Below are 17,541 nucleotides of genomic sequence, written 5' to 3'. Positions count from 1 at the left end.
AACTTAAGCTAATAAAATAATATCCATAATGCCCTACGACTACTTCTATGGGAGTCTCAAACATAGAGGAAAATCGATCTGGATTAATTATCATCGAACACCCAACATAGAGGAAAAGCGATCTAAGCTGATTTTGTAACCCTCAAATTTATCACCTAACTTAACCGTTTAAATATAAATCGATGATTTTTGCTAACTAGACCTAAATTTAAGCATAGAGGAAAATTGATCTGTGATAATTTGGCTGATAACAAATTACATAGAGGTAAAGTGATCTGAGGCTAATTAATTTAGGAAAAATAGTTTCACTATCATAATGCTGTATTGACTATCTACGGTAATGAAATAGCTATAAATAGTTGATGAAAGCCTACCTTCGAAATAAATTCATATGGTTATGGTAAAACTCAATAAAATACATTGATACTGGATAAATTAGAAAACTCTTGTGGATAAGCGTTATTTTACCTAGTTAAATAACGATCTCAGCATAATGGAGATCAGATCTACACCATGTTTTTAGGTCAAAAGAAGTTGGCTTATGGGGATAACATCGAATGCAAACATAATGGAAATCTGATCTAAAACACATATTTGGGGGTAAGTGTGTTTATAACTTGTGTGTAATTATATGATTTTAAAGAATACATAGAGGAAACCGGATCTAAAACATAGTGTAAACATGATCCATACATAGAGGTTTATTGATCTACAAAAGTAATTAAAGCATTGTAAATTCAATAACTTATAAAAATAACTTACCCTCTAATCTTATACCTATTATTTAACTATATTAACCTTACTATTATCCTTAAGAGTAAATTACGTATAAGCTAGCATTATTTCTTAATGATAAAAAAGTATATAGGAGCCATCGTATCTAGAAATGGTATATTTACTAAGGCAGCTACTAAACAACGCACCCTGTCTCATAAATCATAAGCGAGATAAGTCGTTAAATATATTTAAATATCAAATTAAACCTCATAATTTCATTAAAATGAGTGGCTTAGAAGCCCAGTAGTACTAATTCAAAGGTCAAACAATTCAAGGCTTTAATCAAATATTAATAATAAGGTATGTTGTTCTCTCAGGTTAAATTTACACCTATATGTTAGGTATATAGACAAAGTGAAGTCTAAATTGTGCGGTTATTCCTTATAAATATGCAATAATGTAACATTATGCCAATAAGGCATTGTCCAATGTAATTAGACCAGAGCAAAGGTGATGAAGATGGGAAGCAAGCTTTGCTTAGTTTTACTTAACACTCTAAGTTACAAACCTTGCTTGTATAGCGATGAAGTAACTCCTAGCTTGAATGAACTTTAATCTGTAAAGATCAACAGCCCTATTTAGCAATTCTCATTTTAATCAACTTACCTTAAGGTTTATTTAAGTTTCGCTCGTTAGATTTAAATTCTGAATATAAACAAGTTTAAACGAGCGAGCTTATGCAGTTAGCCCACATTTCTACATCATTAGATTTAACACAAAATAAAAGTCAGTTTATTAGTGCTCGTATTAATGATGCGCATCGGAAAAATCTCGAAAATACAGTGAAAAAAGGTTTTTTAGTTGCGTATAACGCTAAGCTTACTTCTTTTATGCCACTACTTTGCCAATATGTTACCGAGCAAGGAAAATGCACGTTAGGGCTAAGGCAAGCAACTTCGCCATTGTTTATTGAGCAATATTTAGCATCACCCGTTGAAGATTTTTTAGAGGAAAGCATTTCTCGCAATAAAATTTTTGAACTTGGTAATCTTTGCTCTACAAATCGTAGGGCAACACTTGCGCATTTTATTATTGTTAACGAGGCTCTGCAAAGTGTAGGGGCAAAACAGTTAGTGTTTTGTGCAACCAACAAAGTGCGTGCTTTATTGCGCTTACTGGGTGTTACGTGTACTGAAATTGCACTTGCTAGCAGCTTTGTAGTTGAGAACCCATTAAAGTGGGGCAGCTATTACGCTAACCAACCAGCAGTATGTATTGTGAGCTTAGAGCAAGCTCATCAACAAGTATTAAATACCCCAATGCTTTATAGTTTAATGCAGCAAAACCACTCAAATATCAATTCGTTGGTAAACGCATTGGTGAATGTATGAATTACTATAATACACATTCAGTATCGCCATTAATTATTGCCCATAATAAAGATCTAACACGTGAAATTAACAGTGGTGAATTTAACCAGCAAATACAAAACGTAGTAACAGTACTACAAAGCTTTAACGGCAAATGTATCGCTTATAAGCTCGATAATACGCCAGCTTGGCTTGTTATTGATGCCGCTGCTGCGGTTTCTAATAAAGTGGCTGTGCCAATTGCTCACTTTTTTAGTGAACAACAGACCCAATATGTACTAGCACAATGCGGCGCTAATTTATTTATTAGTGACACGGTAACCCCTTTATTTGGGGAGCCGACTGCATCTATTACTTTATTTGAGCTTTACACATTATATATTTACGAAATCGTTGTAGCTAAAGCCGTCAGTTATTTTCCAGAAACTCAAAAAGTAACATTTACGTCAGGATCGACTGGGCAACCAAAAGGCGTGTGTTTATCTGCAAAGAGTCAAATGCAGGTAGCTCAATCTCTGTGCGATAAAATTAACATTAAAAAGCCTGTTCATTTGTGTTTATTACCGCTTGCTGTATTGCTTGAAAATATAGCCGGTGTGTATGCCCCTTTAAAAAGTGGCGGTACAGTGCATTTAATGCCGTTAAATGAATTAGGCTTTGTTGGTACTGCATTAAAACAGCCCGCACAGCTTATAGCTGCTATTGATAAAGTTAAGCCAAATACGCTTATTTTAGTGCCTGAACTATTAGCATGCTTAGTTACTTTTGCAGAAGATGGTTGGCAACCGCCTAGTTCGTTACAGTTTATTGCAGTAGGTGGTGCGCTTGTCAGCGAAATGCTAATACTAAAAGCGCGAAGCTTAAACTTACCGGTGTACCAAGGTTATGGACTTTCTGAGGCAGCATCTGTCGTTAGTTTAAATGCACCCACAAACGATAACATCCACAGTGCCGGCTCTGTGTTACCTCATATTCAAACCAAAATTGAAAATGGTCAGCTTTTTATAAAAGGCGATTTGTTTTTAGGTTACTTAAACCATCAACCTCACAACAAAAAGCAGTGGTATGCGACCGGCGATCTAGTTGAGCAGCGTCAAAATACCTTATTTATTAAAGGAAGATTAAAAAACCTAATTATTACCAGCATGGGTCGCAACATCAGTGCCGAGTGGCCTGAATCACTATTACTCAGTCAAAGCGGTATTTTACAAGCGGTTGTGTTTGGTGAGGGGCGACCTTTTCTGAGTGCCATTATTTACGCCGATACAAAGCTAAGTAACCCTGTGTTAGCGCAATACATTAACGAAATTAATAAACAACTACCCGACTATGCTCGAATTCAAAAGTGGCATCGTTTAGCTGCCCCATTAAGTGTGCAACAAGGATTATTAACAACAAATAATCGCCCAAAACGAGATGCCATAAGTAAGCAGTACCATGCTGTGTTTGAGCAATTTTACCGACTTGGAGAAGTAATTAATGAGTGATTTTTTTAACACCCTTAAAGAGCAAACTAAACAAGAGCAAAACTACCTGCTTGCAGCGCCGATTATCCAGCGTGTTTTTAAAGGCGAAGCATCACTTGAAGAATACGCCTCGTTTTTAGCGCAAGCGTATCACCATGTGAAGCACACTGTGCCATTAATGATGTCGGTTGGTGCACGATTAACCGACGATCAAGAATGGTTGCGCGAAGCCGTTGCAGAATATATTGAAGAAGAGATTGGTCATCAAGAGTGGGTACTTAATGATATTGCAGCCTGTGGTTTTGACAAAGAAACAGTACGGTGTAGTCAGCCGCACTTTGCTACCGAAATGATGGTGTCGTATGCGTACGATTCCATTGCACGTAAAAATCCGTTGAGCTTTTTTGGCATGGTGCATGTGCTTGAAGGCACTTCTATAGCACTTGCTGATGGCGCAGCTTCAAACATTGCAAATGCTGTAGGCTTACCTAAAAAAGCATTTAGTTATTTAACCTCTCACGGCGCGCTTGATGTAGAGCATGTAAAGTTTTTTGAAAACCTTATGAACCAAATAACAGACGAGGCGGATCAACAAGCCATACTTCATGGTGCAAAGCGCTTTTATCGTTTATATGGCGATATATTTCGTGGACTCGATGACGAACCATTTTTTAAAGCACGTGCACAAGGCCAATTGGCATGAGTAGTTCTTTATGTGTATTAACTGGTGCAACAGGCGGAATAGGGCAAGCGATTGCTAAAGCCCTATATGCAAAAGGGTGGAAGTTACTGCTTGTAGGGCGAAATACCCAAGCCCTTGAAAAACTGCGCAGTGCATGCCCAGACAGTGAAATATTTACGGGCGATTTAACCGACGATACAACACGTATTAACCTAGCAATAAAAGCCAAGCAACTCGGCGGCGTTAAATTACTTATTAATAATGCAGGTATAAATACAATGCAAAGCCTTGAGCACACAAGTAATGAGCAAATAGATAATATGCTCATTACTAATTTGTCGGTGCCTATTAAATTATGCCAGCTATTTTTAGGGCAGTTAGCGTATACCAAAGGCACCATTGTTAACGTGGGATCATCGTTTGGCAGTATTGGCTACCCGTTTCAAACGCTTTATTGCGCCAGTAAATTTGGTTTACGTGGTTTTACAGAAGCGCTCTCTCGTGAGCTTAACGGCTCAGGCATTAAAGTGACCTATTTAGCACCAAGAGCAACAGATACATCTATTAATAGCAGTAAAGCGCGGGCAATGAATAAAGAGCTCGGCAATAAAATGGACTCGCCAGAATTAGTTGCTCAAGAGTTATTAGTACTTATAAGTTCAAACCAAATAAGGCGCTTTGTTGGTTTTCCTGAAAAATTATTTGCACGCATAAATGGCGTATTCCCAAGCGTTGTTGATAACGCTATTGCAAAGCAACTTCCTAAAATTAAACGTTTTTTAAGTTAACAAACACACAAGGGCAAAATTATGTATAAATTTACACTCGCATTTTATTTAATACTAACCTCTGTATTTGCGACTGCAGTACACGCAGATGAAGCGCAAGACTTAACCGATATTCAACAAAAGTGGGCAATTGCTAATTACGAACTTGAAGACGATGCACAAATAGACGCGTTTACTCAACTAAGTGAGCAAAGTGCACTATTTGTTAAAAACTATCCAGGTTCGGCGCAGACACATATTTGGAATGGCATTGTGTTAGCCAGCTTTGCTGGCGCAAAAGGGGGCTTGGGCGCACTTGGTTTAGCAAAAGAAGCAAAAGCGTCACTCGAAAATGCACTCTCGATTGATGGCACTGCACTCAATGGCTCAGCTTACGCTAGCCTAGCAACACTTTATAGCAAAGTACCTGGCTGGCCAATTGGTTTTGGTGATGACGACAAAGCTGAAAAATTATTTAAACAAGCGCTAGCTTTTAATCTCGAAGGCATTGATACTAATTACTTATACGGTGAATACTTGTATGACGAAGGCGATTATAAAGAAGCGAGAGCACGACTACTTGTAGCACAAGCGGCGGGAATTCGTGATACTCGTGCGAAAGCAGATAAATATCGTCAACAAGCAATAAGTCAGCTATTGGAAAAAGTAGATAAAAAATTAAAAAGATAAACACATAATGCATTTATTACTCGTTGAAGATGATCATTTAGTGGCGCAAGGGCTTATCCGCTCTTTGCGCCAAGAGGGCTACAGCGTAGAGCACAGTGGCACTGTAAAATATGCCTTGGAGTGCCTTTCTAGTGGTGAGATTGAACTTGTTATTCTCGATTTAGGATTGCCTGATGGCGATGGCTCGCAAGTTTTAAAGCATATTAAAGCACAAAAAAAAGTTATACCAGTGGTTATTTTAACTGCTCGCGGCAGTATTGATGACAAAGTCCAAGGGCTAGATATGGGAGCAGACGATTATCTTGCAAAGCCGTTTGACCCCGCTGAGCTATTTGCTCGATTACGTGTAGCAAGCCGGCGCATTAACCAAACTCAGTCAAGCTTATTGCGCTGTGGTGATGTAGTAATGGATACCTCTGCTCATACAGTTAAACTAAGTGGGCAGTCACTTACACTACCTCGAAAAGAATACATGCTTTTAAAAGCGCTAATGGAAAATCAGGGAAGGGTACAGTCAAAACAACAACTCGAAAACAAACTTTACCAATGGGGTGAAGAAGTTGGCTCTAATGCCATAGAGGTGCATATTCATCATCTTCGTAAAAAATTCCCTAGCGATTTTATTAAAACCTTACGTGGCATTGGCTACGTGGTTGGTAAGCGTTAGGGTGTGTTTATCTTTCGAGGTTGAAAATGTCTATTCGTAAACGTCTGACCTTAATTTTACTTTCAATGATGGTGCTTACTTGCTTTTTAGCATTAGTAAAAGGCTATCAAAAAAGCATGCGCCACGGCGAAAACTTGCTTGATAATGAACTTAAAATAGTGGCTGGCGTTTTAATTGAGCAACCATTAGCACTAAGCACAAATGCAGTACAGGTAAGCAATAATAGTGCTCAGTTGTTGTATCAAATCTGGCAAAACAATAGTTTACTTAGCGGCTCATCGAGTTTAACGAATAACCAAATTAGTTTTAGCGAGGGCTTTCAAACTGCCAATGTAGCAGGGCAGCGTATGCGAGTGTTTGTGATGAGAAAAAATACTCGTAAAGTCATCGTTGCTGAGCCTATGTCAAAGCGGTTTGAATTAGCTGAAGCCGTTATTTTATCTGCAATGTTACCTATGCTATGGGCAGTCCCTCTGCTTGCTATTTTTATTAGCTTTTTCGTTAAATACGCATTAGCCCCTCTTACTCGATTATCTAAGCAGTTGGCGTCTCGCCAAGCGAACGACTTTACGCCAATTAACTGGCAAGTAACCGACGAGGAAATTAAACCGGTTATTAATCGTTTAAACGACTTATTTAAACGCGTAGAAACTGCCTACTTACGGGAGCGCTTTTTTGCCTCAGATGCAGCTCACGAATTACGTACCCCGCTTAGTAGTTTAAAAATTAATGTACATAATTTGGCTAATAAACAAAGTAATCTGCAAGACCATCAAGAATTACAAGCTATGTCGCAAGGCATTAATCGCTTAAGTAATATTGTTGAGCAAATGCTAATTTTAGGACGCACTCAGCCTGAACAATGGCAGAGGCAATTTAGCGAACAATCATCGCTAACGATTACTCAGCAAGTCGTATCGGAGCAATACGACAAAATAGATGAAAAAAACCAAACCATTAGTCTTGAAGGCGATGATTTTGTAATTAATGGTGATGAGTTTACATTAACCACACTCATCGCTAATTTACTTAGCAACGCCATAAAGTACACACCCAAAAATGGTCAGATTATAATTAAATTAGTACCAAGTAATGACGGCTTTAGTTGGCAAATTGATGATTCTGGTGCGGGTATGACTGAAGAACAAAAAGAGCGAATATTCAATCGTTTTTATCGAGTAGGAGGTGATCAGCATCCATCAGGCGAGCAAGGTGCTGGTTTAGGTATGGCGATTGTACAACATATAATTGCTATTTATGGCGCAAGTATTCATTTAGCGAATAGCCCTTTAGGTGGGCTAACCGTTAAGGTTACTTTTACAGGAGTAAAAAGTGACTAAACGTTTATTTAATCGGTGCCTTTGTTGTTTGCTATTTTTGTCGTTTAACGCGGCGAGTAAAGAGTACCTTATTATTTTAAAAGATCATTTGTTTTATCCCTCGCAAATTACCATTCCCGCGAATAAAAAAGTAAAACTATTGATAGAAAACCAAGACAGCACACCAGAAGAGTTTGATAGCTTTGATCTAAACAGAGAAAAAGTACTCTACCCAAACCGTAAAAGCATTATTTATATAGGGCCGCTTAGTAAAGGGTATTACGAATTTTTTGGTGAGTTTTCGCCCAATACAGCAAGGGGCGTTGTAATAGTTGGTGATGAGGAGGCGAAGCATGCTAATAACTAGTTTAGTCATGAGCCTTAATCAATTACTACCTGTGGCTATTTTATTAGTGCTACTACAAGTAGTTAAAAAACAGAGCTCTTTAAAAATAGGGTCTGCTTTATTAATTGGCGCGCTCATGTCGTTTTTGTACATGCAAAGTGCGTCGTGGGTGAGCCAGTGGTTTGAACACCAAGGGTTAGAGTACTCACAAATAGGGCTATGTATCACTATATTTATTGCTGTATTGGTATTTGCACTAAAGCAAAAGTCAGCGGCATTTTATATCGCAGTTATAAGCACAATAACGCTCTATTTAAGCCATTATATTATTTACCTCACCAGTTTTTGGCAAAATAATGATGCAGGGCAAAGCTTATTTATTGGCACTTTATTAGGTGTTGGAATTTGTTTAAGTTTTAGCGTATTGCTGTACTTTTTAATAAATGCAATTAAGCACCGTTTTGGTATGTATCCGCTTTTTACTTTGCTTGCTTTTAACAGCGCGGCTAAGTTATTAGTTGCACTGGATTTGGCAAGTCAAATAGATTTAATTACAAACACCTCAACAGTGTGGGATTTACGTGATTTGCTAAACGAAAACTCTGAGCTAGGCCGCGTATTGCGTGCTCTTGTTGGTTACGAGGCCACTCCTGATTTAATGAGTGTACTTATATATAGTACAAGCAGCGTATTATTTTTATTACTTTGTTACGTAATTCCAGCTTCAATAACTAAGGAACGTGTATGAAAGCACTCAACCTATATTTAGCGCTTAGTTTTACCGCTCTTTGTTTGTTGGTATTCTCAATCCAAGCAAAGTCCGATGGTATTGTTGTTGATAAGGTATATCACCCCTATGTTTTGCCTTTTGAGCGTGAGTTTGAGTGGCGATTAGTGTCGCACCAAACAGATAGTGGCAACATACTAGCGCAGCGTTTGGGTGGTGGTGGAGCTATTAACGATACAATGGCACTAGAAGGCTACTTAGTTGGTGAGCGAGATGACAACGGCGACTTTGGTTTAGAAGCTTATGAGCTTGAACTACGCTGGCAATTAATTGAGCAAGGTAAATTATGGGCTGATTGGGGGGCATTATTTGAGCTTGAAAAAAAACATAATGAAGATGTGTATGAAGCAACTTCGGGTTTTGTGATCGAAAAAGAGTTTGGCAAAACAAGCTTAACTATGAATGCTTTTTTGGTTTACGAGTGGGGGCAGGATATACAAAATGAATGGGAAAGCGAGTTTAGAGCGCAATATCGCTATCGCTATCGTTCTGCTTTTCAGCCATCTATTGAGGTGTACGTAGGTGAAGACTTTGTTGGTATAGGGCCTGGTTTTATAGGTTTACAGCGCTTTGATGGGCAAAAGCAATTAAAGTGGGAAGCAGGTTTCATCACTGAGATAAGCCAATCAGAAAAAAACCATAGTTTTAGGCTCGCATTAGAATTTGAATTTTAATTACACGCTTTATAAGTGCCCTTTTAATTAGCTTGGTTGTCACTTTAAATATAACAAGCCTCAGATTTAATTAAAAATTTTCATCGTACGCAGTTGAGGAAAGCCTCACCTCATTGTGGTTTATTGTGGTGATATTCGTTTAGGAAAAATATATGTTACTAATGCTAAAAAAGGGAGGTAAGTTGGGGGATATTGATAAGTATTCATGCTAAAAACGTATTTACATTATTCGCAGGTAACTCTAATTTGAGGAAAAAGCTTTTTCCACAATGTGGAAAAGGCTTTTTAAATAAAGGTTATGTTGGTAAAGCTAAGAGTTAAAGCTGGTCAAAAGCATTTCTAATATATCTGGACTCACTTCGGACTCGTCTATTGAAATATTCACACCATTCTTTTTCGTCGTAAATTTTACACCTCTTACGTTGCTTTTTATAAGCTCTTTAAATTTACCGTTATAATCAGTTTCACCTTCAGTTTTATCATTTTTAATTTTATTTAAAATATCGCGTTGTAACTTTTTAGATTCTTTTTCCAAATATTCGTCTATTTCTGTTAACTCTTCTTTAGACTCATTACCTGTGAGGGATGATGTTTCGATTGCTTTAAAATGCGAAGCTAAATGATCTAAATAACCGTCCTTATTGTATTTTACTAATTCTCGTAGAAATGGAGTAGATATAAATTTTAGGGCAGGGAACAGTTTTATAATGTCGTTAGGTATATTTGAAAAGCTTAACGCGTAGTACACGTTGCTTTTTTTCATCCCCAAAATTTCGCAAAGTTTTGTTCCTGTCAGCTCTATACCATTTCTTTTTTCGAGTTTATCCTTTAACTCACTAATAGAGCGTGCTTTATCCATATAGCTAGGCTCTGAGTATTCATCCATTACTAATGCAAAATGAGCACGTTCTTCTTCCGTTAAATTTTTGGCTACAACCAAAGTTAATTTAGTGTTTGGTAAAAGAGAAACAGTATAAGCACGACGAAGACCACCTAGGATTTCATACTTTCCATCAACAAGTTCAGCTCTTACGGCTTCGGTATTACCGCCTGTAGATTTTATCGAATGATAAATATCGAGCACAGATGCTAAAGATAAATCTTTAAAAGATCGTTTATTATAAATCGACTTTCTACATTTATTTAAAACATCCTGGCTTTCAATTTCAACGCGTTCCCATTCAATGTCTCGTTCAGAAATAGGTGAACGTTCAACTATATTATTTCCACTATTTTTTGTAATAAGCTCATCTAGATTAGTAGTTGTAACCTTACGCCCGATCACGGCTCTTTTTTTTGTGTTCATAGTGGTCTAGCCTTTGTTTTTTCTATTAAACGTAATTGTGTCAAATACTGAACGTGTAAATTCCTCAGCCTTTAAACGCGCTTTTTTCAACGCGTCTCTGTCGCCAGGATAAAATTTTGGATTAGTTGAAAAAACAGTACCAAAACTCTCACCACAACGTTCAAATGCAGTGGATAATGGCAATGACGTATCTAGCATATCTGCACCGCAAACTTCACGAAGTAGGCTCTGGGCATCAGCATGATCAGATTTCCTTGCAATTTTAGCCATATATCCAAATATCGAATTAAGTTTAATCTCGCTTCCTGCTGTTTCGGTCATATCGAAAAGTTCAGGGAGCCTTTGCATAAATTTTAAAGTCGAGTGAAAATCAACTTGAGCTGGGGGAACTGGTATTAAAAATGTATCGGCGGCAACAAAAGAGTTTAATAAAAATGCATCCAAATGAGGCCCTGAATCAATAAAAATGAAATCATAATCATGTTTTAGCTTATCAATTATATTTTCTTGCAGGACATCATATATATTTTGTCCAGGTAAATGCTCACTTGCTAATTTTTCGAATTGAGAGGCTATAAATGCGTCCTCAATAGAGGCAGGTATAATATCCACGCCAGATACATTCGTTGGTTTTACAAACTCTTCCAACAACTCCTCACGGCTTACGTTTTGTAGCATCGCCTGCGCAACGGTTTCATCTACAACGCCAATAGAAAGGTCATGTTTCATAAACATTGTTGCACTTGCCTGTGGGTCTAGATCGAGCACTAATATTCTCAAATCATGGTGAAGTAGGGCAGGGGTGCACCTTAAGCCGTGAGCGAGAGTCACGCTGGAGACCGTCTTCGCAACGCCTCCTTTAAGGTTTGTAAGGAAAATTGTATGGGCTTCTTTAAATTTATCACGGTATTTAGGAACACCTCTGTGTTCATAAATAGCGGTAATATCTTTATGTCCCATACTATAAACGTTATTTAAACCTGCTGGTTTTTTTTGGAACTGATAGCCTTTTTGCTCCATCTCAGCTACAGCCTTATCAACTTTTGCTTTGGCTAATTCTGGTAAGTTTGCAACTGCAGATTTTGAATAAGTAGGTTCATATTTTTCAGCATCAAATTCTATTTGAGAATTTGTAATTTTTTCAGACAATGCCTCTAAGGTTACTTTTGCCCTAGTGGCTATTTTTAGTATTCTGTCATCCATCAACTTACCTTGAAATGTGCAGCTTTTTTAAAAGTTTCCATATAATGCTGCATATGAATAAGTTTGTAAACATTAAATTAAATAAATAGTACACTTCATAATTCTCATGTATTTCAATGTTATGCACTTATACACAGATACTATAAATTCTATTATTCCTATTTTAAAATATAAACACTATTAAACTATAGAACTTCTAACTTATTGATTATTAACAATTAACAAGCCAATTAAGATCAGTTATATGGTATTTAAGATCACTTAGCTGGTATTGCTGATCATATAACTGGTATTCGGGATCATTAAAGTGGTGTTGTTGATCAAAAAACTGGTATTAAGACTACATAATTATGGTGTATTCTAGTAATCGATGTTCTTAGTCAACTCAATCAACGATGACACCTCTTCTCTTAATTGTTTTTCTTTATCGTTTTCTTTATTTTTATTGAGTGCAGAGTGAGTACTTAAAGCTTTTTCAACTTTATTAGCTTCTGCATCCTGACCTAAATACCTGTAAGCAAACATTAATTTTGTTAGTTCTGCTGGGGATAGCTTTTCCTTTTGAATCAATTGCTTAGAAATAAGTTCTTTTACTGTATTAAGCGCATCATGAGTATTTAATTCTTCAGTAGTACCTTTATTTAGCCATCTAATAAGAAATTTTATTTCAGAAATTTTCTTACCTTGAGTTTTTAATTCATAACCAATGTCGTTACTTTCGCTTTCTAGAAATAAAAATTCTTTACGAGCAATAGGGTGCCCACGTAAGATTTCTATGCTATCTCTTACGCAGCGTTTCATGAATACGCCATTGTTTTTAAAAGAGCTTTTATTTTTTTTCAGCCGCCCACTTTCATCGAGTAAACCAAAGAGCCCTTTCAGCTCATCAATTGCAATGTAATGCATTTCATAACCGTCTTTTTTAAATCGGCTTAAAATTTCGTACAATCTTTTTGCGTATTCTTGTTTTATATCTAAATATGTTCTTGTAGTTATTAATGCAAATCCTTGTTTATATTCAATATATTCACTTTCAAGCATGTCGTTAGGCACCATTGTTAACACGCCTCGCTTATACTTAATATTTTTAAATAGAGGTTTGTAATCAAATTCAAAGTCGCCAGAGGTCCCCTCTACTTTTATACCTATTTTGTAGCTTGCAAGTCGTTCAGCAGCAGGAGATAAAATACTGCCAACATGCTTAGAGCTGATATTCAACCATTCTGATAGCTGGCTTGCTGTATATGTATACTGTGGTGTGCTTTTTTCCCAATCGGAATCTTTCATTTGCGCCATCATCAGTGCAAATAAATCGGCTTCTCTTTGCGACAAGTCCTTGCGGCTGAATACAAGTTTATGCCCTTGTTTTATATGTTTAGGTAAATTTGAACGAGAAATTGGGTTTGGGTTTAGTTTTTTTTCCACTTGCACACCAGAAAGCTGTAATCAATAAACTTAAAATACACAATACTGGTCAACAACACCAGTTTTGTGTATTTGAATCGATTGTTTTACATAAAACTGGTATTTTTTACCAGCTTTATGTAATCAATAAAATTAATTGTTTATTAAAAGTGCTAACATTTCAATGGTTTGTTATTTTTTGTTTTTTATAAACAACATAATAATGGTGTTTTTATACCACTATTATGTTATCTAAGATTATAGAACACCATTTGCTAGCAGCTAATATTCGTCATTTGATGAAAAACACCATAATTATGTTATCTCAATATGGTTGTTAAGCCTTTAAACTAAGTCTTATGTGAATATAGAGTACAAAATAATGGTGTTTTTAGTTTTAGTACCATAATTATGTAAAGTTCATAGCTTTAAATTACATATTTATGGTGTATTAATGGGAGAATTCATTAGTAAATACATATTTCTGGTGTATTCAGCCAGAATTATGTAATGATAACCCTGTTTCCACAATGTGGAACGCATTTCCATATCTACTATTTATTTATATGGTAGGCAGCTTAGAGCGAGTTGCAAAAATTCAAATAAATAATTTTCTGTTATTTGTCGTCTGCTTTTAAATATTTTCTGGCTGTCGCTCTAATATTCTCTTGAACATAGCTATATGGCAAGGAAGGCAGTGGTATAATCATTAATTAGTGGACTTCCCATAGTTTGCTAGACACCTAATGAGTTACATTGTAACTCATTAGGTGTTTTATGAGAAAAGGCAAACGTTATAGCCAAGAGTTTAAAGAAGCAGCTGTTAAACAAATTACTGAGTGCAGGTATTCAGTCGCAGAAGTCGCTGAACGTATAGATATTTCTACCAAAACCTTATACCACTGGCGGAGTCAGTTATCAGATAAACCTAAAGCCGTTTAATCATCCGATGAAAAATTGAAGATCGCTAAATTAGAAGCACAATTGAAACGTGTCACGGAGGAGCGGGATATTTTAAAAAAGGTCCCAAGGTACTTTGCCTGCAACCCCGAGTAAAGTACGGCTTCATTCGTGGTCACCAAGATGAGTTTTCTATCACGGCGATGTGCCGCCTTTTTAAACTGCATCGCAGTGGTTTTTATGCGTGGTTAAAAAACCTTTAAGCGATAGAGCGCTTGAAGATAATCGTTTGTTGAAACTGGTTAAAGAATTTTATGTAGCCAGTGGCGGCACATATTGTAGCCCTTGGATACATGCAGACTTGCGTGAAGCCGGTGAGCAATGTAGCGTAAATCGTGTCGCTAAGATCATGCGGCAACATAAGCTTAAAGCGCAAATTGGGTATGAGCGTCACCATATTAAAGGCGGTAAGACATCGCGGATTGCAGATAACTTATTAGCGCGCCAATTTAACCCGCCAGTTCCGAATCAATCATGGGTGAGCGACAAAACTTACATAAGAACCTATGAAGGTTTTTTATATGTGGCAACAGTAATGAACTTATTCTCTAGGCGTATTGTGGGTTGGACGATGGATAAAGTATGGACAAGCACCTTGTTATAAATGCATTGTTGATGGTTGTATATCAACGTCAACCGAAGGCTGAGGTAATGGTGCATAGTGATCAAGGTAGTCAATACGGTAGCGCTGACTATCTCGCATTTATGAAAGAACATAATCTTGTGTCTTCGATGAGCCGCGCTGGGAACTGTCATGATAATGCGGTCGCTGAAAGCTTTTTTGCAACAATTAAAAAGCGAATAGTTAAGCGTAAGATATACTCGACACGTGAAGATGCGAAAGCTGAGATATTCAATTTTATAGAAATGTTTTACAATCCAAAAAAGCGCCACTCACATATAGGCAGTGTTTCACCAGCTAAGTTTGAAGAAGCGTATTATTTTGAGTTAAAAACTGTCTAGTGAAAGCTGTGAAATCCACTAATCCTTGTTTAAGACTAAAAAAAATGTAATTTTTTTGTCACTAACTTTCGCACTTAATTGCGCATCAATTGCTTTACTAAGCGTCTTAGCGATTGATAACCCTAATCCAAAGTTATCAATCGATGTTCTTGAAATGTCTTTTTGCCATAATGGGTCAAATAATTGGTCTATATCGCTAGCATTCAAAGGTTCATTAAGAGAATTAGTAACTGATAATATTAAGTTTTTATCCCTTACAACTCTCGTGGAGACTAAAATTTTTGAATCGAGTGGACTGTATTGTTTCGCGTTGTTAACTAAATTGCTAAAAATTGATTCAAGGGCAAACAAGTTGCTCATAATTGCTGGTGCATTTTCATCCAACTGCAAATTTACACGCGATAAATCATGGGTTTCCAGTATTCTGCTTATAACTTGATTTAAATCACAGGCATCTCGCTTGTTCAGCTTACCTCCCCCGTATTTATGTAATAGCAATAAATTTGAGACTATATTTTTAAGTCTCAGGCTTATTTTCAAAGCTTCAGGCTTAAAGTCATCATTGAGCTCTTTTTCATTTGGAAACCGTATGGAGACTTCTGCCATATTAATTAGTTCGGCAATGGGCGTCTTAATTTCATGGGCAATATCTGATGTGAGGCGCTTCTCTCTTAGGTAAAGTTGCCTGTTCTCTTTAATAAAGGCATTTAAACTTTCGACAATTGGCAAGAGCTCTTTAACTGGCTCTTTTATAAATATCTCTGAGCCTTCACTGACAATGCTTAACTGACTGATATCCTTATTTAATTGTACTAATGGCGCAAGTGATGTATCTATGGCCTTTCTGACAAACAATCGAATAAATACAATAACTGTAATTGTCGTGACTATAAAAATAACGTCAATCAACCAAAGTACAAAATCAACTTCCTCAGAGGATGCTGTATAAGCTAAAATCATTGACTCAGCGTCTGTCTTTTTAGAGGTGTCAACTGATGCCTTATCTTTTACTTGTGGTATAAAACGACTGTAAAAAATTCGGCCATCCCGACCATCAGGTAGTTGAATAGGTCGTATTTTTGATTCGCCAATTTCCAAGTTTTCAAATGGTAGGTTTTTAACCTCAAATAAATCTAAACTTTTTGAGCGGATGGAGGTACCTTCTTTGTTCCATATTTGAAAGTATTCGGGCTCAACTTCTCCTGCGAACTCAGGCATAAACTCACTGGAAAAATTATAGGAATAACCATTATCGGTCTTATTTACTAAGGTCTTTAACATACCTGCTTTAGATTGCAGGCTGCGATCAAACTCATTGTCTATCCAGCTATCAACAGCAATATCAGTGGCCAACAATATGCATAAAACTAACCCTGTTATAGTTACTGAGAGAGTAATTACTAGTTTACTGCGAATAGATTTCATCATTGCCCTTGCACAATATAACCAAAGCCACGTTTGGTTTGAATTGGTAGCTCTCCCCCTGCAACTCTTACTTTTTTACGAGCAGATGATAAATGGGCTTCAATCGAGTTTTTCGATATTAAATCATACCGTCCTGCAAGATAGGTACTTAGCTTTTCCGCACTAAACACTTTATTTTGATTGCTAAATAAACATTCGACAATTTTGTACTCGTTGGGTGTTAAATCAATAACGTTGTCAGAAACTTTTAGCAGTTTTAACTGTAAATTCAGGGCTAAATTATCAATAACTATAATATCACTGACCATTTTTAGTCCACCACGACGCATTAAATTTAAGAGTCGAGCGTGAAGTTCATCAAATGAAAAAGGTTTAGTGAGGTAATCATCCGCTCCGGTTAGAAGCCCTAAAACGCGGTCTTCAGGTTCTTGCTTTGCGGATAAAATTAAAACTTTAGTATCAAGCTGTTTTGTTCTTATGGTTTGCAGTACAGTGATGCCATCGATACTAGGTAGCATAATATCAAGTATTACAAGCTCATATTCACCTGTCATTGCCATACTCAACCCTTGTGAGCCATCACTGGTTTCATCCACCGCAAAGCCCAAATTTGTTAAGCCAACCCGTAAACTACGTCGCAGTGACCCTGAATCTTCAATTATTAATAACTTCATGTTCTATTTGTTCACCTGAAAATACATCTTAATCACTAGGTTACGCTATATAACTTAAGTTTTACTTAAGGCTTCCTTAAGTTTTTATAGTATAGCCATTATTAAGTTTATCATCAGGATT

Annotated in this window: 15 protein-coding genes and 1 pseudogene; 11 read left to right on the top strand and 5 right to left on the bottom strand. The window is 36.8% G+C overall.

Going from position 1 to position 17,541, the window contains the following annotated elements; translation table 11 throughout:
* The first annotated feature begins 1,454 nt into the window (after positions 1-1,454).
* From PSI06_RS16850 to PSI06_RS16805, 10 genes are read left to right on the top strand one after another with little or no spacing between them, the layout of a single operon-like run.
* Complete coding sequence (locus tag PSI06_RS16850) at positions 1,455-2,108, top strand: thermostable hemolysin (RefSeq protein ID WP_273605045.1); 654 nt, start codon at positions 1,455-1,457, stop codon at positions 2,106-2,108.
* Positions 2,105-3,574: an AMP-binding protein gene (locus tag PSI06_RS16845; protein WP_273604409.1), complete on the top strand. Its 1,470-nt coding sequence runs from the start codon at positions 2,105-2,107 to the stop codon at positions 3,572-3,574. The genes PSI06_RS16850 and PSI06_RS16845 overlap by 4 nt, the downstream gene beginning before the upstream one ends.
* The gene (locus tag PSI06_RS16840) at positions 3,567-4,256 is read left to right on the top strand and encodes a TenA family transcriptional regulator (RefSeq protein ID WP_273604410.1); all 690 of its coding nucleotides are present in this window, start codon (positions 3,567-3,569) and stop codon (positions 4,254-4,256) included. Before PSI06_RS16845 ends, PSI06_RS16840 begins: the two co-directional genes overlap by 8 nt.
* Positions 4,253-5,023, top strand: a complete 771-nt coding sequence (locus tag PSI06_RS16835) for an SDR family oxidoreductase (protein ID WP_273604411.1) — start codon at positions 4,253-4,255, stop codon at positions 5,021-5,023. Before PSI06_RS16840 ends, PSI06_RS16835 begins: the two co-directional genes overlap by 4 nt.
* A gap of 21 nt (positions 5,024-5,044) precedes the next feature.
* The gene (locus PSI06_RS16830; RefSeq protein ID WP_182195747.1) at positions 5,045-5,692 is read left to right on the top strand and encodes a tetratricopeptide repeat protein; all 648 of its coding nucleotides are present in this window, start codon (positions 5,045-5,047) and stop codon (positions 5,690-5,692) included.
* A gap of 7 nt (positions 5,693-5,699) precedes the next feature.
* Positions 5,700-6,359 (top strand): response regulator, encoded by a 660-nt coding sequence (locus tag PSI06_RS16825; protein ID WP_273604412.1) that lies wholly within the window; start codon positions 5,700-5,702, stop codon positions 6,357-6,359.
* A 26-nt stretch (positions 6,360-6,385) separates the two neighbouring features.
* The gene (locus tag PSI06_RS16820) at positions 6,386-7,699 is read left to right on the top strand and encodes an ATP-binding protein (RefSeq protein WP_024605198.1); all 1,314 of its coding nucleotides are present in this window, start codon (positions 6,386-6,388) and stop codon (positions 7,697-7,699) included.
* The gene (locus PSI06_RS16815) at positions 7,692-8,045 is read left to right on the top strand and encodes a cupredoxin domain-containing protein (RefSeq protein WP_024605197.1); all 354 of its coding nucleotides are present in this window, start codon (positions 7,692-7,694) and stop codon (positions 8,043-8,045) included. Before PSI06_RS16820 ends, PSI06_RS16815 begins: the two co-directional genes overlap by 8 nt.
* Positions 8,032-8,772 (top strand): hypothetical protein, encoded by a 741-nt coding sequence (locus PSI06_RS16810; protein ID WP_024605196.1) that lies wholly within the window; start codon positions 8,032-8,034, stop codon positions 8,770-8,772. The genes PSI06_RS16815 and PSI06_RS16810 overlap by 14 nt, the downstream gene beginning before the upstream one ends.
* On the top strand, positions 8,769-9,485 hold the full coding sequence (locus tag PSI06_RS16805) for a hypothetical protein (RefSeq protein ID WP_024605195.1): 717 nt from the start codon (positions 8,769-8,771) through the stop codon (positions 9,483-9,485). The genes PSI06_RS16810 and PSI06_RS16805 overlap by 4 nt, the downstream gene beginning before the upstream one ends.
* Before the next feature lie 310 nt (positions 9,486-9,795).
* Here PSI06_RS16805 and PSI06_RS16800 read toward each other — a convergent pair whose 3' ends face one another.
* From PSI06_RS16800 to PSI06_RS16790, 3 genes are all read right to left on the bottom strand, one after another.
* Positions 9,796-10,791, bottom strand: coding sequence for a hypothetical protein (locus PSI06_RS16800; RefSeq protein ID WP_273604413.1), 996 nt, complete (start codon positions 10,789-10,791; stop codon positions 9,796-9,798).
* Positions 10,792-10,797: 6 nt separating this feature from the next.
* A complete protein-coding gene (locus tag PSI06_RS16795; RefSeq protein ID WP_054983786.1) occupies positions 10,798-11,994 on the bottom strand; it encodes an AAA family ATPase in 1,197 nt (398 codons plus the stop codon).
* A 360-nt stretch (positions 11,995-12,354) separates the two neighbouring features.
* Entirely contained in the window at positions 12,355-13,419 is a 1,065-nt protein-coding gene (locus PSI06_RS16790) for a replication initiation protein (protein ID WP_273604414.1), read from the bottom strand.
* 756 nt (positions 13,420-14,175) lie between these two features.
* Between PSI06_RS16790 and PSI06_RS16785 the strand changes: the two are divergent.
* Positions 14,176-15,321, top strand: a pseudogene (locus PSI06_RS16785) (IS3 family transposase).
* A gap of 18 nt (positions 15,322-15,339) precedes the next feature.
* Here the strand turns inward: PSI06_RS16785 and PSI06_RS16780 are convergent.
* Both PSI06_RS16780 and PSI06_RS16775 read right to left on the bottom strand, forming a co-directional pair.
* Positions 15,340-16,749 (bottom strand): sensor histidine kinase, encoded by a 1,410-nt coding sequence (locus PSI06_RS16780; RefSeq protein WP_273604415.1) that lies wholly within the window; start codon positions 16,747-16,749, stop codon positions 15,340-15,342.
* Positions 16,746-17,420, bottom strand: coding sequence for a response regulator transcription factor (locus PSI06_RS16775; RefSeq protein ID WP_273604416.1), 675 nt, complete (start codon positions 17,418-17,420; stop codon positions 16,746-16,748). Before PSI06_RS16775 ends, PSI06_RS16780 begins: the two co-directional genes overlap by 4 nt.
* Positions 17,421-17,541: the final 121 nt, after the last annotated feature.

Origin of the sequence: Pseudoalteromonas sp. GABNS16E, assembly GCF_028598715.1 — a bacterium.
Lineage (GTDB): Bacteria > Pseudomonadota > Gammaproteobacteria > Enterobacterales > Alteromonadaceae > Pseudoalteromonas > Pseudoalteromonas atlantica.
This window is presented reverse-complemented; position numbering and strand designations above follow the sequence as displayed.